Source organism: Pseudoxanthomonas sp. CCNWLW251, assembly GCF_037402255.1.
Taxonomy (GTDB): Bacteria; Pseudomonadota; Gammaproteobacteria; order Xanthomonadales; family Xanthomonadaceae; genus Pseudoxanthomonas_A.
Map to the genome: position 1 here is coordinate 845804 of NZ_JBBEGA010000002.1, position 26144 is coordinate 871947.

The 26144-nt window shown below is 68.0% G+C and carries 24 protein-coding genes; 8 read left to right on the top strand and 16 right to left on the bottom strand.

Going from position 1 to position 26144, the window contains the following annotated elements; genetic code table 11:
* From WBN46_RS11045 to cysD, 7 genes are all read right to left on the bottom strand, one after another.
* Positions 1–1500 (bottom strand): alanine/glycine:cation symporter family protein, encoded by a 1500-nt coding sequence (locus WBN46_RS11045; RefSeq protein WP_337731545.1) that lies wholly within the window; start codon positions 1498–1500, stop codon positions 1–3.
* Positions 1501–1612: 112 nt separating this feature from the next.
* Entirely contained in the window at positions 1613–2161 is a 549-nt protein-coding gene (locus tag WBN46_RS11050) for a GNAT family protein (protein ID WP_337731546.1), read from the bottom strand.
* The gene (locus WBN46_RS11055) at positions 2154–5288 is read right to left on the bottom strand and encodes an efflux RND transporter permease subunit (protein WP_337731547.1); all 3135 of its coding nucleotides are present in this window, start codon (positions 5286–5288) and stop codon (positions 2154–2156) included. The genes WBN46_RS11050 and WBN46_RS11055 overlap by 8 nt, the downstream gene beginning before the upstream one ends.
* A gap of 4 nt (positions 5289–5292) precedes the next feature.
* Positions 5293–6399, bottom strand: a complete 1107-nt coding sequence (locus WBN46_RS11060) for an efflux RND transporter periplasmic adaptor subunit (RefSeq protein WP_337731548.1) — start codon at positions 6397–6399, stop codon at positions 5293–5295.
* Between the two features lie 165 nt (positions 6400–6564).
* Positions 6565–8439: a sulfate adenylyltransferase subunit CysN gene (cysN, locus tag WBN46_RS11065; protein WP_337731549.1), complete on the bottom strand. Its 1875-nt coding sequence runs from the start codon at positions 8437–8439 to the stop codon at positions 6565–6567.
* Positions 8436–8612, bottom strand: a complete 177-nt coding sequence (locus WBN46_RS11070; RefSeq protein WP_337731550.1) for a hypothetical protein — start codon at positions 8610–8612, stop codon at positions 8436–8438. Before WBN46_RS11070 ends, cysN begins: the two co-directional genes overlap by 4 nt.
* Positions 8612–9523: a sulfate adenylyltransferase subunit CysD gene (gene cysD / locus WBN46_RS11075; RefSeq protein WP_337731551.1), complete on the bottom strand. Its 912-nt coding sequence runs from the start codon at positions 9521–9523 to the stop codon at positions 8612–8614. The genes WBN46_RS11070 and cysD overlap by 1 nt, the downstream gene beginning before the upstream one ends.
* Before the next feature lie 205 nt (positions 9524–9728).
* On the opposite strand from cysD, the gene WBN46_RS11080 reads away from it, so the two are divergent.
* The 6 genes from WBN46_RS11080 (at position 9729) to WBN46_RS11105 (ending at position 16735) form a co-directional block, all read left to right on the top strand.
* A complete protein-coding gene (locus tag WBN46_RS11080) occupies positions 9729–11588 on the top strand; it encodes an assimilatory sulfite reductase (NADPH) flavoprotein subunit (protein WP_337731552.1) in 1860 nt (619 codons plus the stop codon).
* An 84-nt stretch (positions 11589–11672) separates the two neighbouring features.
* The gene (gene cysI / locus WBN46_RS11085; RefSeq protein ID WP_337731553.1) at positions 11673–13376 is read left to right on the top strand and encodes an assimilatory sulfite reductase (NADPH) hemoprotein subunit; all 1704 of its coding nucleotides are present in this window, start codon (positions 11673–11675) and stop codon (positions 13374–13376) included.
* A complete protein-coding gene (locus WBN46_RS11090) occupies positions 13373–14086 on the top strand; it encodes a phosphoadenylyl-sulfate reductase (protein WP_337731554.1) in 714 nt (237 codons plus the stop codon). Before cysI ends, WBN46_RS11090 begins: the two co-directional genes overlap by 4 nt.
* Positions 14087–14226: 140 nt before the next feature.
* The gene (locus tag WBN46_RS11095; protein ID WP_337731555.1) at positions 14227–15489 is read left to right on the top strand and encodes a histidine kinase; all 1263 of its coding nucleotides are present in this window, start codon (positions 14227–14229) and stop codon (positions 15487–15489) included.
* Positions 15486–16256, top strand: coding sequence for a LytTR family DNA-binding domain-containing protein (locus tag WBN46_RS11100; protein WP_277727251.1), 771 nt, complete (start codon positions 15486–15488; stop codon positions 16254–16256). The genes WBN46_RS11095 and WBN46_RS11100 overlap by 4 nt, the downstream gene beginning before the upstream one ends.
* A 113-nt stretch (positions 16257–16369) precedes the next feature.
* Positions 16370–16735 carry a hypothetical protein gene (locus tag WBN46_RS11105; RefSeq protein ID WP_337731556.1) on the top strand — a complete coding sequence of 122 codons (366 nt, stop codon included), beginning with the start codon at positions 16370–16372 and terminating at the stop codon, positions 16733–16735.
* 19 nt (positions 16736–16754) lie between these two features.
* Here WBN46_RS11105 and WBN46_RS11110 read toward each other — a convergent pair whose 3' ends face one another.
* The 3 genes from WBN46_RS11110 to WBN46_RS11120 form a co-directional block, all read right to left on the bottom strand.
* A complete protein-coding gene (locus tag WBN46_RS11110; RefSeq protein ID WP_337731557.1) occupies positions 16755–17138 on the bottom strand; it encodes a DUF2809 domain-containing protein in 384 nt (127 codons plus the stop codon).
* Positions 17139–17154: 16 nt separating this feature from the next.
* Positions 17155–17502 (bottom strand): hypothetical protein, encoded by a 348-nt coding sequence (locus WBN46_RS11115; RefSeq protein ID WP_337731558.1) that lies wholly within the window; start codon positions 17500–17502, stop codon positions 17155–17157.
* An 80-nt stretch (positions 17503–17582) separates the two neighbouring features.
* The gene (locus WBN46_RS11120; protein ID WP_192202077.1) at positions 17583–18566 is read right to left on the bottom strand and encodes a LysR family transcriptional regulator; all 984 of its coding nucleotides are present in this window, start codon (positions 18564–18566) and stop codon (positions 17583–17585) included.
* Positions 18567–18736: 170 nt separating this feature from the next.
* Here WBN46_RS11120 and cysG point away from each other — a divergent pair, with 170 nt between their 5' ends.
* Together cysG and cysK are read left to right on the top strand one after the other, a co-directional pair.
* A complete protein-coding gene (gene cysG / locus WBN46_RS11125; protein ID WP_337731559.1) occupies positions 18737–20197 on the top strand; it encodes a siroheme synthase CysG in 1461 nt (486 codons plus the stop codon).
* Between the two features lie 25 nt (positions 20198–20222).
* Positions 20223–21197 carry a cysteine synthase A gene (gene cysK / locus WBN46_RS11130; protein ID WP_337731560.1) on the top strand — a complete coding sequence of 325 codons (975 nt, stop codon included), beginning with the start codon at positions 20223–20225 and terminating at the stop codon, positions 21195–21197.
* A gap of 4 nt (positions 21198–21201) precedes the next feature.
* Here the strand turns inward: cysK and WBN46_RS11135 are convergent, their stop codons facing one another.
* The 6 genes from WBN46_RS11135 to WBN46_RS11160 form a co-directional block, all read right to left on the bottom strand.
* Complete coding sequence (locus tag WBN46_RS11135) at positions 21202–21666, bottom strand: DUF6265 family protein (protein WP_337731561.1); 465 nt, start codon at positions 21664–21666, stop codon at positions 21202–21204.
* Between the two features lie 26 nt (positions 21667–21692).
* Positions 21693–22010: an NINE protein gene (locus tag WBN46_RS11140; protein WP_192202081.1), complete on the bottom strand. Its 318-nt coding sequence runs from the start codon at positions 22008–22010 to the stop codon at positions 21693–21695.
* Positions 22011–22228: 218 nt separating this feature from the next.
* Positions 22229–22615 carry a VOC family protein gene (locus WBN46_RS11145; protein ID WP_337731562.1) on the bottom strand — a complete coding sequence of 129 codons (387 nt, stop codon included), beginning with the start codon at positions 22613–22615 and terminating at the stop codon, positions 22229–22231.
* A gap of 42 nt (positions 22616–22657) precedes the next feature.
* The gene (locus WBN46_RS11150) at positions 22658–24211 is read right to left on the bottom strand and encodes an MDR family MFS transporter (protein WP_337731563.1); all 1554 of its coding nucleotides are present in this window, start codon (positions 24209–24211) and stop codon (positions 22658–22660) included.
* A 138-nt stretch (positions 24212–24349) separates the two neighbouring features.
* Entirely contained in the window at positions 24350–25441 is a 1092-nt protein-coding gene (locus tag WBN46_RS11155; RefSeq protein WP_337731564.1) for an HlyD family secretion protein, read from the bottom strand.
* 8 nt (positions 25442–25449) lie between these two features.
* Positions 25450–25923: a MarR family transcriptional regulator gene (locus WBN46_RS11160; RefSeq protein ID WP_337731565.1), complete on the bottom strand. Its 474-nt coding sequence runs from the start codon at positions 25921–25923 to the stop codon at positions 25450–25452.
* Positions 25924–26144: the final 221 nt, after the last annotated feature.

Below are 26144 nucleotides of genomic sequence, written 5' to 3' on the forward strand. Positions count from 1 at the left end.
TCAGGCCTGCTTCTTCCAGAAGTGCGCGTTGCGGATGCCGAGCGCTTCCGGATCGAAGGTCGGGTCCAGCCCCTGCTTCTTCTGCCGCTCGTAGTCGCGCAACGCGATCAGGGCCGGCTTCTGCAGGATCAGGATGGCGATGACGTTCAACCATGCCATCAGGCCCACGCCGATGTCGCCCAGCGTCCACGCCATCGCGGCGTTGTGGTACGCGCCGAACACGACCATGCCCACGATGCCCAGGCGCAGCAGCAGCGTCGCCAGCGGGTGGGTTTTCTTCACGCCGGCCAGGTAGGTCAGGTTGGTCTCGGCCATGTAGTAGTAGGCCATGATCGTGGTGAAGGCGAAGAAGAACAGCGCCAGCGCCACGAAGCCTGCGCCCCAGCCCGGCAGCACCGATTCCACTGCCGCCTGGGTGAACTGCGCACCTTCCGATGGCTGCAGGCCGGGAACGCCGGAGAATATCTCGACCAGCGTGTCCTTGCCGTTCTCGCTGACCGTCTTGAACGTGTTGTACATGCCCGTCGACAGCAACAGGAACGCCGTCGAGGTGCACACCAGCATGGTGTCGAAGTAGATCGCGAACGCCTGCACGTAACCCTGCTTGGCGGGGTGCGAGACTTCGGCGGCCGCGGCGGCGTGCGGGCCGGTGCCCTGGCCGGCTTCGTTGGCGTAGATGCCGCGCTTCACGCCCCAGGCGATGGCCTGGCCGATGATCGCGCCGAAGGCCGCATGCGCGCCGAACGCGCTGGAGAAGATGTCGGCGAACATCGCCGGCACCTTGCCGGCGTTGGCGATCATCACGATCACCGCCATCAGGATGAAAGCCAGCGCCATGAACGGCACCACGACCTCGGCGAAGGTCGCGATGCGCTTGATGCCGCCGAAGATGATGACCGCTAGTACGGCCGCCACGCCCAGCCCGATCCAGAGTTTCAGCGCGCCGGTGCCGCCCACGGCGGCGCAGTCGCCCATGCCGCACAGCACGTTGGTGGCGCTGTCGGCGATCGCGTTGGCCTGCACACCCGGCAGCAGCAGGCCGGTGGCGATGACCGTGGCCACGGCGAAGGTCACCGCGTACCACTTCAGACCCATCGCCTTCTCGATGTAGTAGGCCGGGCCGCCGCGATAACGCCCTTCGCCGTCCTTCTCCTTGTAGATCTGCGCCAGGGTGCACTCGATGTACGAGGTCGACGCGCCCAGGAAGCCCATCACCCACATCCAGAACACCGCGCCCGGGCCGCCATAGGCGATCGCCGTGGCGACGCCGGCGATGTTGCCGATGCCCATGCGTCCGGCCATCGAGATCGCCAGCGCCTGGAACGAAGACACGCCGGCGTCCGACTTCTGGCCGGTCACCGTCAGGCGGCACATCTCGGCGAAACCGCGCACCTGCATGACGCGGGTGCGGATGGTGAACCACAGGCCGGCACCCAGGCACAGCGCGATCAGCGCATTGCTCCAGATGATGCCGTTCAACCAGGCAAAAAAGGCTTCCACGGGGATGGGTCTCCGGTCGTTGATGCAGGGATGCGGGAAAGCGGCGGCCGAACGCTGCCAGGTCCCTGAAAGATACCCGTAACCTGCGCCGCTGCGCAGTCCCCACGTGGATTCAGGGCCAGATCCGGCCCAGGAGCCGCAGGTCGTGCAGCCCGTCGGGCTTGCGCACGGCCGCACGGCGCACGCCTTCCTGCTGGAAGCCGTTCTTCTCCAGCACCCGTGCCGAGGCGGGATTGACGTCCAGCACGTTGGCCTCGATCCGATGCAGATCGAGCGCAGGCACCGCCCATTCCAGGTAGGCCGCGACGATACGGGTCATGTGCCCGTGCCCCCAATGGCGGCGTCCCAGCCAGTAACCCAGTTCCGCCGCATGGGCCTTCTCGCCGTGGCGCGGGCGCACGCCGATGCCGCCGCAGGCCTCGCCGTCGATTTCTATCGCGAGCACGGGATGATCGAGGTCGACCACGCGACCGGCGAGGAAGGCTTCGCCATCCGCGCGCGTATAGGGATGCGGGAAGCGGTCGCTCAACCCGCGCGGTACAAGCGGGTCATCCGCATGCCGCACCAGGGCGTCCAGGTCATCATGCTGCCAGGCACGCAGCACGAACCCCTCGCCCTCCAGCCGGACGCCGGCGAACGGACGTCCGCCGGACTCAGCCATGGCCGCCCACGGAAGGGGTTTCCGCTTCCAGTTTGCCCAGCTCGTGCGCGACGGCTTCGGGCGAGCGCGTGTACGGCGCCAGCAGCGCATAGAACGCAGGCACCACGTACAACGACAGCAGCGTGGAGAAGGTCACGCCGAAGATCACCACGACGCCGATGGTCGCCCGGCTGGCCGAACCCGGGCCGCCGGCGAGCACCAGCGGCACTGCGCCCATCACCGTGGCCACCGACGTCATCAGGATGGGACGCAGGCGCACGCGCGCCGATTCGGCGATGGCGCGCGCCACATCCGCCCCGTCATCGCGCAGCTGGTTGGCGAACTCGACGATCAGGATGCCGTTCTTCGCCGCCAGCCCGATCAGCATCACGATGCCGATCTGGCTGAAGAGATTCAGCGTACCGCCGGTGACCCACAGGCCGATCAGCGCGCCCAGCACCGCCAGCGGCACGGTCAGCATGATGATCAGCGGGTGGATGAAGCTCTCGAACTGCGCCGCCAGCACCAGATAGACGATCAGCAGCGCCAGCGTGAAGGTCAGCAGGATCGCGCCACCGGCTTCCTGGTACTCGCGCGACTCGCCCTTCCAGTCGATCTGCGCATAGTCCGGCAACTCCTCGGCCACCGTCTGCCGCGTCCATTCCAGCGCCTCGCCCATCGTGTAGCCGGGCGCGAGGCCGGCGCTGATGGTGATCGCCCGCAGGCGGTTGAAGCGGTTGAACGTGCCCGGCTCGGCGATCTCGCTCAGCGTCACCAGGTTGGACAGCGGGATCAGCGCGCCGTCGCTGCCGCGCACGTAGGTCTGCGCCAGATCCTCGGTGTTGGCGCGCTTGTCGCGGCCGGCCTGCAGCATGACGTCGTACTCCTCGCCGTTGTCCACGTACGTGGTCACCTGGCGCGAGCCCATCATCGTTTCCAGCGTGCGGCCGATCTCCTGCACCGACACCCCGAGGTCGGCGGCGCGGTCGCGGTCGATGTTCACGCGCATCTGCGGCCGCGTTTCCTTGTAGTCGGAATCCGGGTCCTGGATGCCCGGGTTGGATTCCATCCGTTGCAGGATGCGGTCGCGCCACTGCGCCAGCTCGACGTAGTCGGGGCCACCCAGCACCAGCTGGTAGCGCTGGCCACGGCTGCCGACCAGGCCGCCGGCCACGTTGGCGCGCGCCTGCACGCCCGGCAGCCTGGACAGCTCGGCGCGCAGGCCGTTGACGACGTCGTCCGTGGTGGCCTCGCGCTCGTGCCAGTCCTGCAGGAACACGATCACCTGGCCGGTATGCATGTCCTCGCTGCCGCCGAAGCCGCGCGGCACGCGCGAGTTGGCGCGTTCGATCGGCTTGTCGCCGCCCACCTGGCCCATCACGATGCGCTCGACCTGCTGCATCTGGTTGACCATGTAGTCGAAGCCCGCGCCTTCCGGGCCATCGACCATGACGAAGAAGCGGCCGCGATCTTCCGCAGGCGCCAGTTCGCTCGGCACGCGCAGGCCGAGCACGACGATGGCGATGCCGCACAGCGCCATGGCCGCCAGCACCAGGCCGAGGATGCGCTTGCCGGTCAGGCCGACCAGGCGCTCCACGTGCCGGCCGTAGCCGTCGCTGACGCGGGTCAGCGTGCGGTTGGTCCACGCGTTGAGTCCGCGCGGCTCGGTATGCGGCCGCACCAGCTTGGACGACATCATCGGCGTCAGCGTCAGTGCGACGAAGGCCGAGATCGCCACCGCCGCCGCCAGCGCCACGGACAACTCGCGGAACAGGCGCCCGGTGTTGCCCTCCATGAAGCCGACGGGCAGGAACACCGCCACCAGTACCGCCGTGGTCGCGATCACCGCGAAGGCCACCTGGGCAGTGCCGCGGCGCGCGGCCACCAGCGCCGGTTCGCCCAGATCGGCGCGGCGCTGCACGTTCTCCAGCACCACGATGGCGTCGTCCACCACCAGGCCGATGCAAAGCACCAGCGCGAGCAGGGTCAGCAGGTTGATCGAGAAGCCGAAGGCATAGAGCGCGATGAAGGCGGAAATCAGGCAGACGGGCACGGTCACTGCGGGGATCAGCGCCGCGCGCAGGCTGCCGAGGAACAGCCAGATCACCAGGAACACCAGCACCATCGCCTCGCCCAGCGTCCAGTAGACGCGTTCGATCGAGGCCTCGATGAACGTGGTGCTGTCGAAGGCGACGAAGATGTCGGTGCCTTCCGGCAGCGTCTGCTGGATGATCTCGGCCTCGGCGCGCGCCGCGCGCGCCACGTCGAGCGCGTTCGCGGTGGACGTGCGCACGATGCCCAGGCCGACGTTCGGCACCGCGTTGCTGCGCAGGTAGGAGCGACGCTCTTCGGCACCCAGTTCCACCTTGGCCACGTCGCCCAGCCGCACCACGTAACCGTCGGCGCCCTTGCGCAGCGGCAACTGGGCGAACTGCTCCGGCCGCTGGTACCCGCGCTCGACGCGCAGGGTGAAGTCGCGCGTGGCCGATTCGATGCGGCCGGCCGGCAACTCGATGTTCTGCGCGCGCAGCGCGGTCTCGACATCGCCGGTGGTCACGCCGCGCGCCGCCATCGCCTCGCGGTCCAGCCAGATCCGCATCGCATAGCGCTGACCGCCGCCGAGCTGCACGCGCGCCACGCCATCCAGCGCGGACAGGCGGTCCAGCACATAACGGTCGGCGTAGTCGGTCAGCTCCATCGTGTCCATCACGGTGGAGCGCATGTTCAACCAGATGATGACGTCGGCGTCGGCCTCGACCTTGGAGATCTGCGGCGGATCGGCTTCGTCCGGCAGGCGGTTCATCACGCGGCTGACACGGTCGCGCACATCGTTGGCGGCAGCCTCGATGTCGCGGCTGAGGTTGAACTCGATGGTGACGTCGGCGCGGCCGTTGCGGCTGCTCGACTGGATGGTCTTGATGCCCTCGATGCCCGACAGACCGTCCTCGAGGATCTGGGTGATGCGTGTTTCGACCACCGCCGCCGACGCGCCCGGATAGTTCACTTCCACCGACACGATGGGCGGGTCGATGTTGGGCAGTTCGCGCAGGGTCAGCCGCAGGAACGACATCACGCCCAGCACGACCAGCAGCAGGCTGACCACCACCGCGAAGACGGGGCGCTTGATCGACAGATCGGAGAGCTTCATGCGCTCAGTCCTGGCCGTCGGCGGCGGGGGCGTCCTGCTTGGGCGTCGCCGCCGGGGCGGCATCGGCCACCTTCACGCCCGGACGCAGCTTGCCGGTGCCGTCGATGACGATGCGGTCGCCGGCGGCAATGCCCTTCACGATCTCGACCCGGCCGTCACGCCGCACGCCTGCGGTCACCGCCGCCTGCTCGACGCTGCCATCCGGCTTGACCCGGTAGACGAACGAATCGCGGCCCACCTGCACCACCGCGATCTCGGGAATCACCAGCGCCTGCCGCTCGGGACGGAACAGGCGTACGTCCAGCAGCATGCCCGGACGCAGCTTGCGCTCGGTATTCGGGAACACCGCACGCACGGTCACGGCGCGCGTGGTCGCGTCGATGCGCGCTTCGATGGTCTCCACCTCGCCCTCGAACGACTCGCCCGGATACGCGGCAGCAGTCGCGGTCACCGTGTTGCCGGCCTCGACGGACGCCAGCGCGGCCTCCGGCACCTGGAAGTCCACGTACATGCGCGAAATGTCATCCAGCGTGGCGATAGTGCTGTTGGCGGTGATCAGCGAACCGGGACTGACCTGGCGGATGCCCAGGACCCCGGCGAACGGCGCGCGCACGCTGCGGTCGCCGATGTCAGCGCGCGCCTGGCGCACGCGCGCGGCGGCGGCATCGCGCAGCGCGAGCTGGGTATCCAGTTGCGAACGGGCGATCAGCTGCTGGTCGGCGAGTTCCTTCTGTCGACGGTAAAGACGTTCGGCCTCCGCGTAGGTCGCCTCCGCCTGCACCAGCGTGGCCTGCGCGGCGTCGCCCTTCAGCGTGACCAGGGTCTGGCCAGCCTTGACCTGCTGGCCGCTTTCGAAATGCACGTCCTGCACGATCTCGCTGACCTTCGCGGTCAGGGTGACGGACTCGCGTGCCTTCGCCGTGCCCAGCGCCTGCAGGGTGTCGTTCCATGCGGTCTGCCGGACGACCTGGGTGGTGACCGGGATGGGCCGCTCGCCCGCGCCGCCATTGCCGTTGCCCTTCGCCTGCGCACCCTTGTCACCGCCACAGGCGGCAAGCAGCAAGAGGGGCAGCGCGACCAGCAGGGCGCGGGGGGCAAATCGGTTGAGCATGGAACTTCCCGTAATTTCCGTTATTCACGCAGTCTACCGGCCGTACGTGAAACACGCTGCAGCGGATGCGGCGGTTCGTGCGGGAAACGCGCCAAAGGGCATGGGGTGCACATGCCAAACCATGACCTATGACCCTTGCCGGCTGCGGCGAGGTCGGCCCTTGCGTTACTCCAGGCCCAGCTTCGCCAGCACCTGGAGCGCCAGGGCCTGGGGGTCCTGTTCGCCCGCGTGCAGATGCACATCGGGGTGCTCGGGGGTTTCATACGGCGAATCGATGCCGGTGAAATTCGGGATCAACCCCGCCCGGGCCTTGCGATACAGGCCCTTCACATCGCGCGCCTCGGCGAGATCGAGGGGCACGTCGACGAAGACCTCGATGAACTCACCGTCGGCGAACCGGTCGCGCGCCATCCGCCGCTCCGCGCGGAAGGGCGAAATGAAACTGACCAGCACGATCAGGCCGGCGTCGGTCATCAACTTCGCCACCTCGGCCACGCGACGGATGTTCTCCACGCGATCCTCGTCGGTGAAGCCGAGGTCGCGGTTCAGCCCATGGCGCACGTTGTCGCCATCCAGCAGGAAGCTGTGGTAGCCCAGTGCATGCAGGCGCTTGTCGACCAGGTTGGCGATGGTGGATTTGCCCGCGCCGGAAAGGCCGGTGAACCACAGGACTTTCGGCACCTGCCCCTTCTGGCGCGCACGCGCGGCCTTGTCGACATCGACATGCTGCCAGTGCACGTTGCCGGCGCGGCGCAGCGCGAAGTCCAGCGTACCCGCAGCGGCCGTGCCGTTGTCGTAACGGTCGACCAGGATGAAGCTGCCCAGCGCGCGATTGCGCGCGTAGGTATCGAAAGCGACCGGTTCATCCAGGCTGAGGTTGCAGTAGCCGACCTCGTTGAGCTCCAGCCGCTTGGCGGCCAGGTGCTCCTGGGTGTTCACGTCGATGCGGTGCTTGATCTCCGTCACCGTGGCCGACACCGTGCGCGCACCGATCTTCAGCCAGTAGGGCCGGCCCGGCAGCAGCGGCGCGTCGGACATCCACAGCAGGTGCGCGGCGAACTGGTCGGCGACCTCGGGCGGATCGCCGGCGGCGGCGATCACGTCGCCGCGGCTGATGTCGATCTCGTCCGCCAAGGTCAACGTCACGGCCTGGCCGGCGTGCGCCGTGGCGACTTCGCCATCCGGGCCAAGTACCTGCTCGATGCGTGAACGGCGCGCGGACGGCAGCACCACCACCTCGTCGCCCGGCTTCACCTCACCCGCCGCGATCGTGCCTGCATAGCCGCGGAAATTCTGGTGCGGGCGGTTGACCCATTGCACCGGCAGGCGCAGGCCCGCGCCGGTATCGTGCGCGTCGACCTGCACGCTTTCCAGGTGTTCCAGCAAGGCGGGGCCGGTGTACCACGACGTGCGTACGGAACGCGTGGACAGGTTGTCGCCTTCCAGCGCCGACAGCGGAATGCAGGCGATGGACGCAATGCCGAGTCGCTGCGCGAGCGTGCGGTAGTCGGCGGCGATGCGTTCGAACACGGCCTGGTCGAAATCCACCAGATCCATCTTGTTCACCGCCAGCACCACGTGGCGGATGCCGAGCAGCGAGACGATGTAGCTGTGCCGGTGGGTCTGCGTCAGCAGGCCCTTGCGCGCATCCACCAGCACCACGGCCAGGTCCGCGGTGGATGCGCCGGTGGCCATGTTGCGCGTGTACTGCTCATGCCCGGGGCAGTCGGCGACGATGAACTTGCGCTTGTCCGTATCGAAGTAGCGGTAGGCCACGTCGATGGTGATGCCCTGCTCGCGTTCGGCGGCCAGGCCGTCCAGCAGCAGCGCGTAGTCGATGCGCTCACCCTGGGTGCCGTGCTTGCGGCTGTCCTTTTCCAGCGCGGCCAGCTGGTCGTCGAACAGGCGCTTGCTGTCGTACAGCAGGCGGCCGATCAGCGTGCTCTTGCCATCGTCCACGCTGCCGCAGGTGATGAAGCGCAACAGCGGCTTGGATTCGTGCTGCTTCAGGTAGGTGGCGATGTCGCTTGCGGTATTCATGCAGCGGCCACCGACATCATCTTCATGCGCGTCAACTCCAGACCGGTATCGTCATCCCAGCGAACGCTGGGATCCATCTTGATCTTGCAGGGAGCCCAGGCAAGCGTCATTGATCGCGCGAACACCAACTTGGATCCCAGCGTGCGCTGGGACGACGGCGGAGGGATGCTCATCAGAAATAGCCCTCCAGCTTCTTCTTCTCCATCGATGCACCCGGATCCTGGTCGATCACCCGGCCCTGGCGCTCGGAACTGGTGGTCACCAGCATCTCGGCGATGATCTTCTCCAGCGAATCGGCGTTGGAGTCGATGGCACCGGTCAGCGGGTAGCAACCCAGGGTGCGGAAGCGTACGCGGCGCTGCTGCGGCACTTCGCCGTCGCGCAGCGGCAGGCGCTCGTCATCCACCAGGATCAGCGCGCCGTCGCGCTCCACCACGGGACGTTCGGCGGCGAAATACAGCGGCACCACCGGAATGTTCTCGCGGTAGATGTAGAGCCAGATGTCCAGTTCGGTCCAGTTGGACAGCGGGAACACGCGCACGCTCTCGCCCTTGTGGATGCGCGCGTTGTACAGGTTCCACAGTTCGGGGCGCTGGTTCTTCGGGTCCCAGCGGTGCTTGTCGTTGCGGAAGGAGAACACGCGTTCCTTGGCGCGCGACTTCTCCTCGTCGCGGCGGGCACCGCCTATCGCGGCATCGAAGGCGTACTGGTCCAACGCCTGCTTCAGGCCCCGGGTCTTCATCACGTCGGTGTGCACGGTGGCACCGTGGCTGATCGGCCCGATGTCCTGGGCGATCCCGTCCGGATTGATGTGTACCCGCAGGTCCACGCCGGTCTCGGCGGCGCGCCGGTCGCGGAAGGCGATCATCTCGCGGAACTTCCAGCGGGTGTCCACATGCAGCAGCGGGATGGGCGGCCGGGCCGGGGCGAACGCCTTCAGCAACAGGTGCAGCAGCACCGAACTGTCCTTGCCCACCGAGTACAGCAGCACCGGATTGCGGAATTCGGCGGCGACCTCGCGGAGGATGTGGATGCTTTCCGCTTCCAGGCGGTCGAGATGGGAGAGGCGGGGTACGGCGGTCATCGAGGCAGGCAAAGGGGGCGAAGGACCCGGACACGCTAGCCTAGCAGGGCGTTGGTGCCGGGTCCGGAGGCCGGGAAGTATTCGGCTCGCGCCTCATGCCGGCGAAATAAGCTCAGGCCATAAGCCCATAACCATGCGTCCTTTCAACGCGTGGCGTCGCCTTCCTAACATCGGTTGTCCCAGTCGCGCCCACGGGCCATACCGAATGTCCGCCACCCAGCCTGTTCCTGCCCCCATCCCCCTCGCGGAGGAACGGCGGGCGCTGCTGGCCCAGGCGGTCGCCGGCCTGGATGGCGCCAGCCTGTGGTGGATCTCGGGGTACACGGCCGGCCTGGCCCAGGCGCAACTCGCGCCGGCTGCCCACGCCGCCCCCCAGCCTCTGGCCGTCGTGCCGGCCGCCGGCCCGCAGGCCGGCCAGCGCCTGACCATCGTCTACGGCAGCCAGACCGGCAACGCCCGCCGCACCGCGGAAGCGCTGGCGCAGCAGGCGGAAGCCGCCGGATTGTCGGTTCGCCTGCTGCGGGCCGATGCCTACCCGCAGCGCGAGCTCGCCAGCGAGCGCCTGCTGTACATCGTCATCAGCACCCAGGGCGAAGGCGACCCGCCGGATGACAGCATCGGCCTGGTGGAATTCCTGCGCGGCAAGCGCGCGCCGAAGCTGCCGGAACTCAAGTACGCCGTCCTCGGCCTGGGCGATTCCAGCTATGCCGACTTCTGCGGCATCGCCACGCGCCTGGACGTGCGCCTGGCCGAACTGGGCGGCAGCCGCCTGTTCGCTGCCGGCCTGGCGGATCTCGACATCGATACCGTCGCCGCCCCGTGGCGCGAACAGGCGCTGGGACATGCGCGCGAGCTGCTGAAGGCACCCGCCGTCACCTCGCTCGCATCCGTCACCCCGCTGCGCCCGGGCCATGCGGCCGCGTGGTCGCACGAGCACCCGTTCCCCGCCGAGCTGCTGCTCAACCAGCGCATCAGCGGTCGCGACTTCAAGGGACCGCGCTTCGGCCAGCACGGCGTTGCCGACAAGGACGTGCGCCATATCGAACTGTCGCTGGAAGGCAGCGGCCTGCACTATGAACCCGGCGACGCGCTGGGCGTGCGCCACCGCAATCCCGCTGCGCTGGTCGATGGCGTGATCGAGGCGCTGCAGCTGGACGGCGAGAGCGCCGTCAGCGAAGGCGGCGATACCCTGCCGCTGCGCGAATGGCTCGCGGCGCGCCGCGAACTGACCCGCGTGTCGCGTCCGTTCCTGGCCACGCATGCCGCACACGCGCAGGCGGAAGAACTCAACACCCTGCTCGGCCCGGCGAACGCACCGGCGCTGGCGCAGTTGTTCGGCACCCACCAGATCATCGACGTGCTGCGTCGCTGGCCCGCCGACTGGTCCGCGCAGGAACTGGTCGCCGCATTGCGCCCGCTGGCGCCACGTCTGTACTCCATCGCCTCCAGCCGCAAGCGCGTGGGCGAAGAAGCCCACCTGACCGTCGACGTGCTGGGCTACGACGCCTTCGGCCATGCACACGGCGGTGCGGCCAGCGGCTTTCTCGCCGCACGCGGGGAAGGCGACCAGGTACCGGTCTACATCGAGGCCAACGAACGCTTCCGCGTGCCCGCCGATGGCAGCCGCGACATCCTGATGATCGGCCCCGGCACCGGCGTGGCGCCGTTCCGCGGGTTCGTGCAGGAGCGCGCCGAGACCGGCGCACGCGGCCGCAACTGGCTGTTCTTCGGCGCCCAGCATTTCAACCACGGCTTCTTCTACCAGAGCGAGTGGCAGGACGCGCTGCGCAGCGGCGAACTGCACCGGCTGGACCTGGCCTTCTCGCGCGACCAGGCCCGCAAGGTGTACGTGCAGGACCGCCTGCGCGAACGCGGCCGCGAGGTCTACGACTGGCTGCAGAACGGCGCGCACCTGTATGTCTGCGGCGCCATCGCGATGGGCAAGGACGTGCAGGCCACGCTGCAGGCCATCGTCGCCGAGCATGGCGGGATGGATGCGGAAGCGGCGCGCGAGTATCTGGTCCAGCTGCAGACGGAGGGACGCTACGGGCGCGACGTGTACTGACGACCCCGCTTTTGTAGGAGCGACGTAAGTCGCGACCTGCAACCTTCCGGTCGCGACTTACGTCGCTCCTACAGTGGAACACCGATGAGCACCCACTCCGTCGAAGACATCAAATCCGAGAGCAACCGCCTGCGCGGCAGCCTGCTCGAGAGCCTGGCCGATCCGGTCACCGGCGCGCTGCGCGAGTCGGACCAGACCCTGATCAAGTACCACGGCAGTTACCAGCAGGACGATCGCGACCTGCGCGACGAACGCCGCCGCCAGAAGCTTGAACCCGCGTTCCAGTTCATGATCCGTACGCGCACGCCCGGCGGCGTGGTCACGCCGGAGCAGTGGCTGAAGCTGGACGCCATCGCCACACAGTACGCCAACCATTCACTGCGCATCACCACGCGCCAGGCCTTCCAGTTCCACGGCGTCATCAAGCGCGAACTGAAGGCGACGATGCAGGCCATCAACGCCGCACTGATCGACACGCTGGCCGCCTGCGGCGACGTCAACCGCAACGTGCTGGTCGCCGCCAATCCGCTGGAGTCGCGCGCGCACGCCGAGGTGCAGGCCTGGGCGGCAAAGCTGTCCGAACACCTGCTGCCCAACACCCGTGCCTACTACGAGATCTGGCTGGACGAGGAGCGCGTGGCCGGCAGCGGCGAGGAAGAAGAGCCCATCTATGGCGCCACCTACCTGCCGCGCAAGTTCAAGATCGGCTTCGCGGTGCCGCCGGTCAACGACGTGGATGTGTTCGCGAACGACCTCGGTTTCATCGCCATCCTCGAAGACGGCGCCCTGGCCGGCTTCAACCTGGTGATCGGCGGCGGCATGGGCGCGACCCATGGCGATGCGGAGACCTATCCGCGCGTCGGCAACGTGGTCGGTTTCATCACGCCCGACCAGCTGCTCGAGGTCGCCACGGCCGTCGTCACCACCCAGCGCGACCTCGGCAACCGCGAGCTGCGCAAGCGTGCGCGCTTCAAGTACACCATCGACGACCATGGCTTGGAGAAGGTGGTCGGCGAAATCGAACGCCGCAGCGGCGTGGCCCTGCAGCCCGTGCGTGCCTTCCGCTTCGACCACAACGGCGACCGCTACGGCTGGGTCGAGGGCGAAGACGGCCGCTGGCACCTGACCCTGCACCTGTACGCCGGCCGGATCGCCGACGCCGGGACCACGACGCATCTCACCGGCCTGCGCGAGATCGCCAACGTACACCGTGGCGAGTTCCGCATGACCGCGAACCAGAACCTCGTCATCGCCGGCGTGCCGGCGGGCGAACGCGAGCGCATCGACGCGCTGGTGAAGACGCACGGTCTGGATGCCGGTGAACGCCTGGGCACCGCCCTGCAGCGCGCGGCGGTGGCCTGCGTGGCACTGCCCACCTGCGGCCTGGCGATGGCCGAGGCCGAACGCTACCTGCCCGGGTTCACCGACCGGCTGCAGCCCCTGCTCGACAAGCACGGCCTGCGCAAGGCGCCGATCGTGCTGCGCATCTCCGGTTGCCCGAATGGCTGCTCGCGTCCCTACCTGGCCGAGATCGCGCTGGTCGGCAAGGCGCCGGGGCGCTACAACCTGATGCTCGGCGGCGACGCCCGTGGCCAGCGGCTCAACACGCTGTACCGCGAGAACATCGACGAGGCCGCCATCCTCGACACGCTCGACGGCCTGTTCGCGCGCTACGCCGGCGAACGCGACGACGGCGAAGGCTTCGGCGACTTCCTTCACCGCAGCGGCGTGGTCGCCCTGCCCGCCTACCCCACCCACCGACAGATCGCACTGGAACTGCACGCATGAGCGCCCTCGCCCTTTCCCTGGACACGGACCAGATCGCCGAGCACAACGCGTGGCTGGAGACGCAGACCGCCGAGCAGCGCATCGCGTGGGCGCTGGAGCATGGCCCGGCGGAAGCGGCGATGTCGTCGAGCTTCGGTGCGCAGGCGGCCGTGCTGTTGCATATGGTCACGCAGCAGAAGGCCGACATCCCGGTGGTGCTGATCGACACCGGCTACCTGTTCCCCGAGACCTATCGCTTCGCCGACGAACTGACCGAACGCCTGCAGCTCAACCTGCAGGTGTTCCGCCCGCTGGTCAGCCGCGCATGGATGGAAGCGCGCCATGGCCGCCTGTGGGAACAGGGCCTGGTCGGCATCGAGCAGTACAACAGCCTGCGCAAGGTCGAACCGATGAAGCGCGCCCTGAAGGAACTGGGCGTGGGCACCTGGTTCACCGGCCTGCGCCGCAGCCAGGCCACCAGCCGGGCCAGCGCACCAGTGCTGCAACAACGCGAGGACCGCTGGAAGCTCAACCCCATCGTCGACTGGACCGACCGCGACGTCTGGCAGTACATGAAGCAGCACGGCCTGCCGTACCACCCGCTGTGGGAGCAGGGCTACGTGTCGATCGGCGACTTCCACACCACGCGCCGCTGGGAGCCAGGCATGCGCGAGGAAGACACCCGCTTCAACGGCCTCAAGCGCGAGTGCGGCATCCACATCGACGTCTGATGGCAGCCCCGGCAGTCTGAGGCATTCGCGTCGGGCCAGCCCGGTTTCGTCGCCGCATCGCGGGGTCCGTCGCGCACCCTCTTCCCTCCCGGGACGGGCAGGCTATCCTCCACGGCACTCCCGAAGCCGCGGTGTCCCACGTGTTCCCAAGCCTGCTCCTGATCGTCCGCATCCTCGTCGCCTGGTTCGGCGCAGTGCTCATGGCGGGCTTCATCTGGAACGGCATCTTCGAACGGACCATGCTGTCGGGTGCGGCCGAATGGCTCTTCAACCTCGCCTCGACCCTGGTGATGCTGTCGGTGCTGATCGGCCTGATCAGCCATCTGCGCCGGATCTGGCTGATCACGGGACGGCTGGACAGCACCACACTGTCGAGCCGCCAGCGCCGGCAGATCGAAGTGCCGCTGGATACGGCCGCCGCCTTCGCCCTGATCGAAGGCGCGCTGCGCGAACTGCCGCGCGCGGAGGAGGCGGAGAGCGCCCCCGACAGTCTGCAGGTACGGGTCAAGGTGCGTCGGGTGGACAGTTTCGACGGTCCCAGCCAGCCCTCACGCTTCAACATCATGGCCCGCTTCGCGGTGAAGCGTGACTTGGTGCAGGCCACCGTCACCCCCGGCAATGGCACCAGCAGCATCACCCTGATGCTGGGCCCGGATGCCAGCGCCTGGCTCGACCTGTTCGTGCTGGACGACGGCGTGAACGTGGAGAACGCTGAAGCCGTCACCCGCGCCATCACCCGCCGCGTCGCCGACCAGCGCCGGCAGGAACAGGCCGACGTCGAGAAGACCGTCAGCGAGAAGGAACTGACCGTGGCGCGCCTGAACCTGCTCAACGCGCAGGTGGAACCGCACTTCCTCTACAACACGCTCGCGAGCGCGCAGGTGCTGACCCGCACCGATCCACCGCGTGCCGACATCATGCTCGGCCACCTGATCCACTACCTGCGCAGCTCGCTGCCGCGCACCGACGAGGCGCTGTCCACCTTGGGCGAGGAACTGGAGCGCACCCAGGCCTACCTGGAGATCCTGAAGATCCGCATGGGCACCCGCCTCAACGTGCAGGTCGAAGTACCGGACGCACTGAAGCCGGTGCCTATGCCGTCGATGATGCTGCAGACACTGGTGGAGAACGCCATCAAACACGGCCTGGAGCCCAAGACCGGCGGCGGCACCATCTGGATCCTCGCCCGCAAACACGACGACCACGCCACGCTCACCGTCGCCGACGACGGCCAGGGCTTCGGTGGCCAGAGCACCGGCACCGGCATCGGCCTGAAGAACCTGCGTGAACGCTTGCGCCTGACCTTCGGCAGCGAGGCTTCGTTCGCCATCGTGTCCAATTTCCCCAGCGGCGTAGCCGCCACGCTGACGCTGCCGCTGACCGGCAAGGCAGGTGCCGCATGAACTTCCGGGGCGTGATCGCCGAAGACGAGGAGCTGCTGCGCACCGCGCTGTCCTCGCTGTTGAAGGAAGCCTGGCCGCAGCTCGACATCGTGGCCGAGTGCGAGGATGGCGCCAGCGCGCTGGAATCCATCGCCGAGTTGCAGCCCGACGTGGCGTTCCTCGATATCCGCATGCCCGGCCTGACCGGCATCGAGGTCGCTCGCGGCCTGGCCGATGCGAGTCCACGCACGCAGGTGGTATTCGTCACCGCCTACGACCAGTACGCCATCGATGCGTTCGAGCAGGGCGCCATCGACTACCTGCTCAAGCCGATCACGCGCGAGCGGTTGCTGGCCACCGTGCAGCGCATCCAGGCACGCGCCGCGGCGGGCCATCCCGACGGCGCAACGCTGGAAGCGCTTCTGCGCCACCTGTCGGCACGAGAAGTAACGTCGTCGAAGCCGCCGCTGGTGTGGATCACCGCCAGCGCGGGCAAGGACACCCGGCTGATCATGGTGGACGACGTGGCCTACTTCCAGGCCGACAACAAGTACACCACCGTGATGACCGCCGAAGGCGAATCGCTGCTGCGCACCCCACTGCGCGAGCTGCTCGATTCGCTGGATGCCAACACCTTCAAACAGATCCACCGCTCCACCATCGTCAACATGAAGGCCGTCGCCTCGGTCAGCCGCGATGACGCAGGCCGTGGCCGGCTGAAGTTGAAGACGCGTCCGGAAACCCTGACCGTCAGCCAGCCCTTCATGAGCCTGTTCCGCAACATGTAGTCGCCGTTCTAAACCCGGCCGCCCCGCGCGGCATCCAACGTGGCATCACCGGCACGGCGCGCCTGCGTCGTGGATGGCTTGCCTTTGCCCATCGAAACACCAGAGGAAACGCCATGCGCATCGTCACATCCCTGCTGTCCTGCCTGATGGCCCTGGCAGGATGCAACGAGAAGCCCAGCGTCACCACCATCCACCACAGCAGCGCCAACGGCGTGGACACGCTCTTCAGCAAGACCACGGTGCGGGAGGGCGTGGCGAGGTTCGAGTGCTTCGCCAGCGAGAGCGGCCAGTGCCATTACCTCGTTTACACCGAACACTGCCCTGCGCCCGCACCGGGCAAAAGCCCTGCGCCCTGCACGCGCACGACGCTGGAGAACTTCGCGCTGGCGCCCGGCAAGACCCATGAGATACGCGGACTGCCCACCCGCTACCGGGAATGCGTGGCGCAACAGCAGGTCGGGGAGAGTTGCCCCTCGTAGACGGGAACCCATGTGCGCCTCATGCCGCCGGGGCGCCGAGATGACGGCGCTCCAGCAGGAGCGCCAGCAGGAAGCCGATCAGGTAGGCCAACACGTCCAGCGCATCCGGCGTGCTGCCCAGCACGACGCGCAGCACGGGTGAGGACACCTGCCAGCCCGTCTGCTGGCTGACGTACTGCGCGGCCTCGATCGCGAGCCCCACGGCGAGCGCCAGCAAAGGCCGCACCGGCGGACGCATCCAGGCAACGGTGGCGAGCAGGCAATGCACCCAGAGCACTGCGAGCACGTCGCCCACGAAGCTCCTTGTCCAGCCGAGCCCCGCGCCGACGGTCGCCAGCAACACGAGCAATACCAGCAATGCCAGCGCCCAGGCGGCGGAAACCGCGTCGAACCGCCACCTCATGCGTGCGCGCCGCCCGTCAGCCGCCAGCGCAATGCGCGCCCTCCAGCGACTTGCCACCACAAGCCAGGCATTTGCGGTACTTCTGTCGCTGCCGGTTGTAGCGCACGCGCGACATCATGCCGCCGCAGGCGCAGCGCAGCTCGCGGCCCCGCGCCCAGCGGTACAGCCGCCAACTGGAATGCAGCGCCCACGCGGTGCCCAACAGGATGGCGAGCAGGAACGACAACGACGCCAGTCGTTGCGGCGGAATACCCACCAGCACGCGCTCGGTGCGGGTGACGGCTTCGGCCGTCGCCAGCCCGCCGAGGGTGATGACGACCGCCGGCACGTACATGCGCAGCACCATCTTCGATATGCGGTTCATCGCGGTATCCGACCGTGTCGACGAGACTTCAGGCTCGCGCAGGTCGGGGGATGCCGTCAATCACGTGATCGGGGGACGATTCAACTGGTGATCGTCTGGGTGAGCGCTGCCCACGTTGGGGGCTCGGGCCAATCCGGATCCTGGTTGCCGTCGATCACCCGGCGCAGGTCGCGGCGGTCGATCTGCGGTGCCAGCGCGCGCACCAGGTCCAACGCGTAATCGCGCAGCACGCGCTCACGCGGCAGCACCGCCCACGTGATGCATTCCTTGACCTCCGCCGGTGCCGGCCATGCGCGCAGATCGGTGTCAGTGGCATTCACCGCCATCTCGGCCAGCAGACCCACGCCGAGGCCGGCGCGGACGTAGGTCTTGATCAGATCGGCATCGAGCGCGGTCAGGGCGATGTTCGGCTCCAGCCCCACCTTGGCGAACGCGCGTTGCAGCGATGACCCCGGCCGGGTGGAGGATTCGTAGCTGATGAGGGGCTGCCCGGCGAGATCGGCCATCCCCGGCACGCGACCGAGCTCTTCCAGCGCGTGGCCGCGTGGCACCAGCACCAGCCGGCGCCAGCGGTACAGCGGCACGGCGATGCCCGCCTGTGGCTGATCGCCGGCGGTACTGACCACGGCCATGTCGGCATCGCCCTGGGTCAGCAGGTCCAGCGCCTGGCTTTCCGGCGCCTGCTGCAGATGCACGCTCACCTGCGGGAAATCCCGCTTGATCTGCGCGATGGCCGGCGGCAGCACGAAGCGCGCCTGCGTATGCGTGGTCACCAGCACCAGCTGGCCCTGGCTCTCGCGGCGCTGGTTGGCGGCGTAGGTGCGGATGTTGTTGGCCTCGGCCAGCACCAGCCGCGCGCGCTCGATCACTTCGTTGCCGGCAGGCGTCACGGCTTCCAGGCTCCTGCCCTTGCGCACGAACAGCAGGAAGCCCAGCTCGTCTTCCAGTTGCTTGAGCTGCTTGGACAGGCCGGGCTGGGTGGCATGCACTCGCGCCGCCGCCAGCGTGATGTTCAGGTCGGCATCGGCGATGGCCACCAGATAGCGAAGTTGGGTCAGCGTCATCGGCGTGGGGCGCGCATCGGCCCACCGGGAGGGGGCCTTGGACTGTAGAGGATTTGTCCGGACCGTAGCCGGCCGGCCTTATAACCGCAGGATATATGGTTCTCGTGGGATGTCATTTCCGACCGCCATGAGGCGGCAGTACGGTCAGCAACCCAGCCGCAACCCTCTCCATGCCCGTGAGTGCTCCGTTGTTCCCCCTGTTCGCCGACCTGCAAGGCCGCCGGGTACTCGTCGTGGGGGGCGGCCCGGTCGCGGAAAGGAAGACAGCCGCGCTGCTGCATGCCGGCGCCCATCCGCGCGTCGGCGCGCCGGAGCTCACGCCCAGGCTGCGCACGTGGCACGAGGAAGGACGCATCGACTGGATTGCCGGGCGTTTCGATGCCCACTGGCTGTCGGGGGCATGGCTGGTGGTCGCGGCGACCGACGATGCGTCGGTCAACCGCGCGGTCGCCGCCGCCGCCGAAGCGCGCCACGTGTTCGCCAATGTCGTGGACGATGGCGAACTCTCCAGCTTCCAGGTGCCCGCCATCGTCGAACGCGGCCCGCTGCAGATCGCCATCTCCAGCGGCGGCGGCGCACCGATGCTGGCCCGCCACCTGCGTCGCCAGCTCGAAACCCTGCTGGATGATTCCTGGGCCTCGCTGGCCGACCTGTTCACCCGGCAGCGCCTGCGCATCCGCCAGCGCTTCCCGCAGCCTGGCGAACGCCGCCGCTTCTTCGAGAAGCTGCTGGCAGGCCCCTTGCCCCGCCTGTTCCGCCAGCAGTTGCACACGCAGGCCGAACAGCATTTCCAGGCCATGCTGGATGAGCGCACCGCTGCCACGCACGCCGGTTCCGTCGCGGTGGTTGGCGCCGGCCCCGGCGATGCCGGCCTGCTGACGCTCAACGCCTTGCGCGCCATGAACGAGGCCGACGTCATCCTGCACGACCGCCTGGTCAGCGACGACGTGCTGCGCCTCGGCCGCCGCGATGCGGCCTACATTGAAGTAGGCAAGTCGGCCACTGGCCACAGCACCCGCCAGGAGGAGATCCATGCGCTGATGCTGGAGCACGCGCGCGCCGGCAAGCGCGTGGTGCGACTGAAAGGTGGCGACCCGTTCGTGTTCGGCCGGGGCGGCGAAGAACTGGAATTCCTGCGCGCGCACGACATTCCCTATGAGGTGGTGCCCGGCATCACCGCCGCCGTTGCGTGCGCCGCGTACGCCGGCATCCCACTGACCCATCGCGACCACGCGCAGTCGGTGAAGCTGGTGACGGCGCACTGCAAGGAGTCGTTCGACACGCTGGACTGGCAGGCGCTGGCGCAGGAGCGGCAGACACTGGCGGTCTACATGGGCGTGGCGGGGCTCGAAGGCCTGCGCGACCGGTTGGTGCAGCACGGCCGAGCAGCGTCCACGCCCTTCGCTCTGATCGAAAACGGCACGCGCCGCGAGCAACGCGTGCTGAATGGCACCCTGGCCGATCTTCCGGAAACCGCGCGTTTCCATCAGGTACGTTCACCTGCCCTGCTGGTCCTCGGCGAGGTGGCCGCGCTGGCAGACGCGCTGCACTGGTTCGGCGCGCCGCCGCTCGGTGCAGGCGCGCCCACACATTCCCGCAACCTCCCGGCGCCCACACTGCAGGCCGCCTGATCCACCGCTTACCTACGGAGACCCCATGGCCGTTTACGACAGCATCCTCGACACCATCGGCCGCACCCCGGTCGTCAAGCTGCACCGCATCGCACCCGAGCACGTCACGCTCTACGCCAAGGTCGAATCGTTCAACCCGGGCGGGTCGGTGAAGGACCGCCTGGCGCTGGCGATCATCCTCGATGCGGAGGCCAAGGGACTGCTGAAACCCGGCGACACCATCGTCGAAGCGACCTCCGGCAACACCGGCGTCGCACTCGCCATGGTCGCCGCCGCGCGCGGCTACAAATTCGTGGCCACGATGGTCGAGACCTTCTCGATCGAGCGCCGCAAGCTGATGCGCGCGTACGGCGCCAAGGTGATCCTGACACCGGCCGCCGAGCGTGGCAGCGGCATGGTGCGCCGCGCCGAAGAACTGGCGAAGCAGCACGGCTGGTTCCTCGCCCGCCAGTTCGCCAATCCCGCCAATCCCGCCTACCACCGGCAGACCACGGCGGCGGAAATCCTGCGCGATTTCGCAGGCCAGCGACTCGATCACTTCGTCACCGGCTGGGGTACCGGCGGCACGCTGACGGGCGTGGGCGAAGTGCTCAAGGTTGCGCGTCCGGAAGTGCGCATCACCGCCTCCGAACCGGCGGGCGCCTCGTTGTTGCAGGGCAAGGAATGGCAGCCGCACAAGATCCAGGGCTGGACCCCGGACTTCGTGCCGGACGTGCTGAACCGCGAGGTGGCCGACGAGATCCTGCCGGTCACCGACGTGGAGGCCATCGCCACCGCGCGCCGCCTCGCGGCCGAGGAAGGCATCTTCGTCGGCATCTCCGGCGGCGCCACGGTCGCTGCCGCGCTGCAGGTTGCGCAGAAGGCCAAGCCCGGCGACGTACTGCTGGCGATGCTCCCGGACACCGGCGAGCGCTACTTCTCCACGCCGCTGTTCGAAGGCGTCAACGAGGGTTCGGACGACGACTGGCTGGCCTCGCTGGGCGACGCCGCGCTGCCGTGACGGATCAGCCGGACGGCGGCGCGTCGCATTCGCGCCGCCACGTCCATTCCAGCGCCTTGCCGTCATCGCGGCCGTCGTCGACGCGGGCATGCAGCGTGTCGACGTCCCGTCGCTGGTAGATCACGCGACGCGGAAAGTCGTGCGAAGGATTGGCGAACACGACGCGATCCTTCTCCACGCTGGCCGCCGGGAACGCGGTGACCGCTCCACCGCCCGGCTGCGCCAGCAACACCCAGCGCCCGTCCTGCTGCGCGATGCGCATGAACTCGAAGCCTGTCGCCTTGCCATCGCGCGAGTCACGGTGCATGCCGACCAGAAGGCCGCCGCGCGGCGCCATCCAGGTTTCCTCGCTGAATGTCTTGCCATGCTGGCCGCACCAGTGGCCCGCCAGCCACTCCAGTTCTCCGGCGTGTGCGCCGGAGGCGATCGCCAGCAGCAGGCCGGTCATGCACGGGATGGTTGGCTTCATGGCATTGCCCTCATCGACGTGACGCCTCAATACATCGGCTTGCCGTCGCTGTCGACGGTGACGGTACAGATCTCCACGATCGTCCAGATGTACATCGGCAGCCAGAGCAGCCAGCACGAGAGCACGCTGACCAGCAGCTGGATCAATCCCCTCTGGTTGTAGCCGGCATAGAAGTTGTGCACCCCCGGCACACCGATCAATCCCAGCAGCGCACCGAACAGGATGAAATTGGTACGGCTTTTGCCCTGCGCCACGGCCTGCTGGAAGTATCCCGTCGCCACGCCACATTGCGGGCACGCGACGGCCTCGTCGACCAGCTGCTGGCCGCATTGTCTGCAGAACATCCGACATCCCCCGAGTGAACGGCACGCACGTTAGCAGGCCGACGCGGGCGAATCCACGTTTGTACGGGGTCCTGTAGGCGCGACGTGAGTCGCGACCGCCTGTCGTCCGCCATATTGGCCTCTGGTCAAGCCGGGCGCGGCAAGATGATGCGCTGTCTGCGAGATCCCAACATGGATGGCGTGCGGTCGCGACTCACGTCGCTCCTGCAGTGAGCACCTCACTGCTCGTACAGCTCCAGCGGCAGGTCGTCCGGATCGGCGAAGAAGGTGAAGCGACGACCCGTGTACTCGTCCACGCGGACCGGCTCGCATTCCACGCCATGCGCGTAAAGATGGGCGACGGCGACATCGAGGTCCGCGACGCGCAGCGCCAAGTGGCGCAGTCCGCACGCCTCCGGTCGCGACACACGCGGCGGCGGCGAGGGAAAGGAGAACAGCTCGACCTGCGCGCCATCGGGCAGCGCGAGGTCGAGCTTCCAGGAATCGCGTTCTGCGCGGTAGTGCTCGGCGACCACGCGCAGTCCGAGCGCACCGGTATAGAAGCGCTTCGAGCGCGCGTAGTCGGACGCGATGATCGCGACGTGGTGCAGGCCTTCGATCTTCATGCGGGCAGTGTAAACGCAGGCATCGCTACCGCTCTCCGGCACTCAATGCGCCGCAGCGGCATCCGCACCGGCACCCCCCGACGGCGCCTTGCCGCCGCGCATCAGCAGCACCAGCGGCATCGACACCAGGGTGAGCAGCATCATCAGCTTGAAGTCGTTGAGATAGCCGATGGCCGCTGCCTGCCGGTTGACCTCGGCATTGAGCATCGCCAGACCGGTGGCCGTGGACGGATCCATCGCCGCGGGCAGCAGCGTGGTCTCCGCGCCAAACGCGGGAATGCGCGCGCCGATCTCGGCATGGTTCACCTGCATCGCGCGCGACAGCATCGTCATCACCACCGAGATGCCGACCGACGAGCCGATGTTGCGCACCAGGCTGAAGAGGCCGGCGGCTTCGGTACGCTGGTGCGGCTCCAGCGTCGCGTAGGCAACCGTCGAAATGGGCACGAATACCAGACCCAGCCCCATGCCCTGCACCACGCCCAGCCAGACGATGGACTGCATCGACGCGTTCGGACCGAACTGCGTCATGCCATGCAGCGAAACGACCATCAGCGCCATGCCGACCAGGATCGGCCAGCGTGCGTCGATGCGGCCCAGCAGGCGGCCGACGACCATCATGCTGAACATCGTGCCCACGCCGCGCGGCGCCAGCACCAGGCCGATGGTCAGCACCGGATAGTTCATCAGCGTGCTCAGGTACGGCGGCAACAGCGCCAGCGTGGCGAACAGCACGATGCCGACGACGAAGATCAGCGCGCAGCCGACCGCGAAATTCGCATTCTTCAACAGGCCAAGATCGAGCAGTGCGTGCTCGCGCTTGCGCCACCACCACAGGCCGTACATGTACAGCGCGAGGAAGGCGAGCGCGGCTTCGATCTGGATCTCGACACTGCCGAACCAGTCCTCGCTCTGCCCGCGATCGAGGAACAGCTGCAGCGCGCCAATGCCCAGCGCCAGCAAGCCGAGACCGATGCCGTCGAGCTTGCGCTCCTGCACCGCGTCCTTCTTGACGCTGGCCATGATGCCGACCAGCGCCAGGATGCCGATCGGCAGATTGATCAGGAACACCCAGTGCCAGCTGTAGTTCTGGGTCAGGAAACCACCCAGCGGCGGCCCCAGGATGGGCCCGACCATGATGCCCATGCCCCACATCGCCATCGCGGCGCCGTGTTTTTCCTTCGGGAAGGCATCCAGCAGCAGCGACTGCGAAATCGGCACCAGCGAGGCGCCGAACACGCCCTGCAGGATGCGGAACATCACCATCTCGCCGATGCCGTTGGCGATGCCGCACAGCAGCGAGGCGACGGTGAAGCCGCTGACCGCGATGATCAGCAGGCGGCGGCGCCCCAGTCGGCCCGCCAGCCAACCGGTCACCGGGGTCAGGATGGCGGCGGCGACGATATAGCTGGTCAGCACCCACGATACCTGGTCCTGGGTGGCCGACAGCGAGCCCTGCATGTCGGGCAGCGCGACGTTGGCGATGGTGGTGTCCAGCGCCTGCATCAGCGTGGCCAGCATCACCGAGCCGACCAGCAGCGTGCGCTTGCCAGTGTCGTCGTGCGTGGCTGCAAGGGGGACGGCAGTCGTGCTCATGGAAAAATCCGGAGGGGATCGACGCACGCGGTGCGCGACGATCCAGAGGTCACCCGGGGCGCGGCGTCAGCGGGGCCGGGCCCCACCACAGTGCCCTCGCCCGCGTCCGCGCACGCCCGGGATGACATGGAAAGGAACTCAGCGCGCGGCGGTGGCGCGGCTGGAGGCGGTACCGCCCTCGCGCAGTTCGACATGCACGTCGGCGCTCATGCCGGCGCGCAGCTGCGGCGCGTCGGCGGCAGCACTGTCGATCTCGAGACGCACGGGAATACGCTGCACGATCTTCACCCAGTTGCCGGTCGCGTTCTGCGGCGGCAGCACGCTGAACTCGGCGCCGGAGGCGGGTGCGATGGAAGCGACGTGTGCCTTCCACTTCACGCCGGGATACGAGTCGACCTCGATGGTCGCCGGCTGGCCGACCTGCATCTTCGTCAGCTCGGTTTCCTTGAAGTTGGCTTCCACCCAGATCGGCGAGGTGGCGACCAGCGGCATCGCCGACTGGCCGACGTTGATGTACTCGCCCACCTGAAGGTCGTGCAGGCCGACGATGCCGTCCGCGGGCGCGCGCACTTCGGCGTGCGCCAGGTCCAGCCTGGCTTTGGCCAGCATCGCCATCGCGGCGCGATACTCGGGCAGGTCCTGCGTAGGCGTACCCGGGCTGCCGCTCAGCGAAGCGGTGGCTTCGGATTGCGTGGCGATGGCATCGCCCAGGTCGGTGCGCGCTTCGGCCACGGCGTGGCGCGCGTCGTCCAGCATCTTGCGCGAAACCAGTTGCTGGCCGGCGAGCTGCTGCATGCGCTGGAAATCGCGCTGCGCCCACGCCAGCGTCTCGCGCGCGGCCTGGATCGAGGTGCCGGTGCCGACGACCTTGGCGCGGCTGGCGCTGGCCGAATTGGCCATGCGCGCGACCAGCGCTTCGTTCTGCGCGACCGCGATCGTCAGCGGATCGGCATCGATGCGGAACAGCAGGTCGCCCTTCTTCACCGGCTGGTTCTGCTGCACGGCGACTTCGACCACGCGGCCGCCGACCTGCGGCGCGATCAGGATGCGCTCGGCCTTGATGTAGGCGTTGTCGGTACTCACTTCGCGCTGCGAGGCGAGGTACTCCCAGCCGAAGAAGCCGGCGACGGCCAGCGGGCCGGCCACCCACAGCCACACGGGCACGCGGCGACGCTTGGGAGCGGAGGGGGTGGCCGCGTTTTCGCCGGCCTGGTTGATCTTGCTGGTCATGGTGGGGGTCAGCTCTTGCGGAGGGAGGATTCGCCGCGGCTGGCGCGGTCGAGCTGGGAAAGGTTTTCGCGGATCTGGCCGAGCACCTTCAGGGTCGTCGCCAATTCGTCGGCACCGACGCCGGCCAGGCAGTCCTCGCGTACGGAGACAGCGACGGCTTCGATGTCGTGCATCACCGCGTCGGATTGCGGCAACAGGTGCAGGCGCCATACGCGGCGGTCGTCCGGGTCACTGCGGCGTTCGATGAAGCCGGCCTTCTGCAGGCGATCCAGCACGCGTCCGACGGCGATCGGCTCCATGTCGAGCAGGTCGGCCAGCTCTGACTGGGTGATGCCTTCGCTCTGGTGGATCCGTTTGAGCGCGCGCCACTGCACGCGGGTCAGGCCCAGGTGCGCGGCGCGCCGGTCGAACACGCGACCGAACAGCCGGCTGAGGTCCGCGATGAGGTAACCGATGGTGCTCTTGGCGTTTACAGTGCTCATGGGTGCCTATGATATAGATGCTTAAGCAGTAATGTTCAAGGCAGAGAATTTCGTTCAGCCGCGCTTTCGTCACGGGCCAGTGTTTCAGGAACGAACCGCTCGCTCCCCGCATGACGAGACCATCCCCCTCACTCCTTGACGGGATGGATGCCCGGGCCAAGCGACAGAGGGGTCCTCGTTCCCGCGCCTTTCATGCCCCGAAGCCGAAGGCGCCGGTTTCC

Excerpts from the sequence above, each read along its gene's own strand:
- WBN46_RS11050 (WP_337731546.1), bottom strand. The coding sequence starts at position 2,161 with ATGGCTGAGTCCGGCGGACGTCCGTTCGCCGGCGTCCGGCTGGAGGGC.
- WBN46_RS11055 (WP_337731547.1), bottom strand. The coding sequence starts at position 5,288 with ATGAAGCTCTCCGATCTGTCGATCAAGCGCCCCGTCTTCGCGGTGGTG.
- WBN46_RS11060 (WP_337731548.1), bottom strand. The coding sequence starts at position 6,399 with ATGCTCAACCGATTTGCCCCCCGCGCCCTGCTGGTCGCGCTGCCCCTC.
- cysN (WP_337731549.1), bottom strand. The coding sequence starts at position 8,439 with ATGAATACCGCAAGCGACATCGCCACCTACCTGAAGCAGCACGAATCC.
- WBN46_RS11070 (WP_337731550.1), bottom strand. The coding sequence starts at position 8,612 with ATGAGCATCCCTCCGCCGTCGTCCCAGCGCACGCTGGGATCCAAGTTG.
- cysD (WP_337731551.1), bottom strand. The coding sequence starts at position 9,523 with ATGACCGCCGTACCCCGCCTCTCCCATCTCGACCGCCTGGAAGCGGAA.
- WBN46_RS11080 (WP_337731552.1), top strand. The coding sequence starts at position 9,729 with ATGTCCGCCACCCAGCCTGTTCCTGCCCCCATCCCCCTCGCGGAGGAA.
- cysI (WP_337731553.1), top strand. The coding sequence starts at position 11,673 with ATGAGCACCCACTCCGTCGAAGACATCAAATCCGAGAGCAACCGCCTG.
- WBN46_RS11090 (WP_337731554.1), top strand. The coding sequence starts at position 13,373 with ATGAGCGCCCTCGCCCTTTCCCTGGACACGGACCAGATCGCCGAGCAC.
- WBN46_RS11100 (WP_277727251.1), top strand. The coding sequence starts at position 15,486 with ATGAACTTCCGGGGCGTGATCGCCGAAGACGAGGAGCTGCTGCGCACC.
- WBN46_RS11105 (WP_337731556.1), top strand. The coding sequence starts at position 16,370 with ATGCGCATCGTCACATCCCTGCTGTCCTGCCTGATGGCCCTGGCAGGA.
- WBN46_RS11110 (WP_337731557.1), bottom strand. The coding sequence starts at position 17,138 with ATGAGGTGGCGGTTCGACGCGGTTTCCGCCGCCTGGGCGCTGGCATTG.
- WBN46_RS11115 (WP_337731558.1), bottom strand. The coding sequence starts at position 17,502 with ATGAACCGCATATCGAAGATGGTGCTGCGCATGTACGTGCCGGCGGTC.
- WBN46_RS11120 (WP_192202077.1), bottom strand. The coding sequence starts at position 18,566 with ATGACGCTGACCCAACTTCGCTATCTGGTGGCCATCGCCGATGCCGAC.
- cysG (WP_337731559.1), top strand. The coding sequence starts at position 18,737 with ATGCCCGTGAGTGCTCCGTTGTTCCCCCTGTTCGCCGACCTGCAAGGC.
- cysK (WP_337731560.1), top strand. The coding sequence starts at position 20,223 with ATGGCCGTTTACGACAGCATCCTCGACACCATCGGCCGCACCCCGGTC.
- WBN46_RS11135 (WP_337731561.1), bottom strand. The coding sequence starts at position 21,666 with ATGAAGCCAACCATCCCGTGCATGACCGGCCTGCTGCTGGCGATCGCC.
- WBN46_RS11140 (WP_192202081.1), bottom strand. The coding sequence starts at position 22,010 with ATGTTCTGCAGACAATGCGGCCAGCAGCTGGTCGACGAGGCCGTCGCG.
- WBN46_RS11145 (WP_337731562.1), bottom strand. The coding sequence starts at position 22,615 with ATGAAGATCGAAGGCCTGCACCACGTCGCGATCATCGCGTCCGACTAC.
- WBN46_RS11150 (WP_337731563.1), bottom strand. The coding sequence starts at position 24,211 with ATGAGCACGACTGCCGTCCCCCTTGCAGCCACGCACGACGACACTGGC.
- WBN46_RS11155 (WP_337731564.1), bottom strand. The coding sequence starts at position 25,441 with ATGACCAGCAAGATCAACCAGGCCGGCGAAAACGCGGCCACCCCCTCC.
- WBN46_RS11160 (WP_337731565.1), bottom strand. The coding sequence starts at position 25,923 with ATGAGCACTGTAAACGCCAAGAGCACCATCGGTTACCTCATCGCGGAC.